This is a genomic window from Falsiroseomonas sp. RANM36, from assembly GCF_056682175.1.
The window spans coordinates 1418409-1419375 of sequence record NZ_JBWXTD010000003.1; the positions used below are offsets into that span (position 1 = coordinate 1418409).

General features: G+C 78.4%; 1 protein-coding gene. It reads left to right on the forward strand.

Annotation, left to right across the window (positions count from 1 at the left end; genetic code table 11):
- A partial coding sequence (locus tag AC1MIR_RS11660) for a metallophosphoesterase (protein WP_480028322.1) occupies nucleotides 1–967 on the forward strand: 967 nt, incomplete at both ends.

A 967-nucleotide genomic window follows, 5' to 3' on the forward strand; every position in this document is an offset into this window, starting at 1 on the left:
GGCGCGCCGCCCACGGGCGCGGCCGGCCGGCCGACCGGGGCGGGCGGGGGGGGCGGGGGGGGGGGGGGGGGGGCGGGGACGGCGGCGCGCGCCGCCGCCGCCGCGGAAGGGCGCGCGAGCCTGGCGCTCGATGCCGGCGACCAGTTCATGGGCAGCCAGTTCTACACCTATCACCGCGGCCTGGCGGAGGCGGCGATCCAGCAGGCCTGGGGCTGCGAGGCGATGGCGCTCGGCAACCACGAATTCGACAACGGGCCGGAGAACGCGGCGCGCTACATCCGCGCCCTCGGCCTGCCGATCCTCGGCGCCAATCTCGACACGGCGGAGGAGCCGGCGCTGGCAGGGCTGGTGCGGCCCTCCCTTGCCTTCGCCCGCGGCGGCGCGCGGATCGTGGTGATCGGCCTGACCACGGAGGACACGCCCGCCATCTCCTCCCCCGGCGCGAATTTGCGCTTCCGCTCCCCGGAGGAGGCGGCGGAGCGCGCCATCGCCGAAGCGCGCGCGCAGGGGCCGGCCACCATCGTGCTGCTCTCCCATCGCGGCTTGGCGGCCGACCAGCGCCTGGCGTCGCAGCTGCGCGGCGTGGACGTGATCATCGGCGGGCATTCGCACACCATCCTGGCGAACCGCCCCGACGCGGCGGGGCCGGCGCCGACGCTGGTGGACGGGCCGGACCGGACGGTGCGCATCGTGCAGGCGGGCGCGCTCGGGCGCTTCCTCGGGCGGCTCGACCTCGACCTCGATGCGACCGGGCGCGGCGTGGCGCATGGCGGAGATCCGGTCGAGCTCACGCCCGCGCTCGCCGAGGATGCGCAGGCGGCGGCGATCGTCGCGCGCTTCGCCGCACCGCTCGGCGAGCTGCGCGCGCGGCCGGTCGCGCCGGCGCGCGCCGCCGGCGCCAACACGACCAGCCGGCCGGGCGAATGCGCGAGCGGCACCCAGATGGCGGCGGCGATGCAGGCCCGCC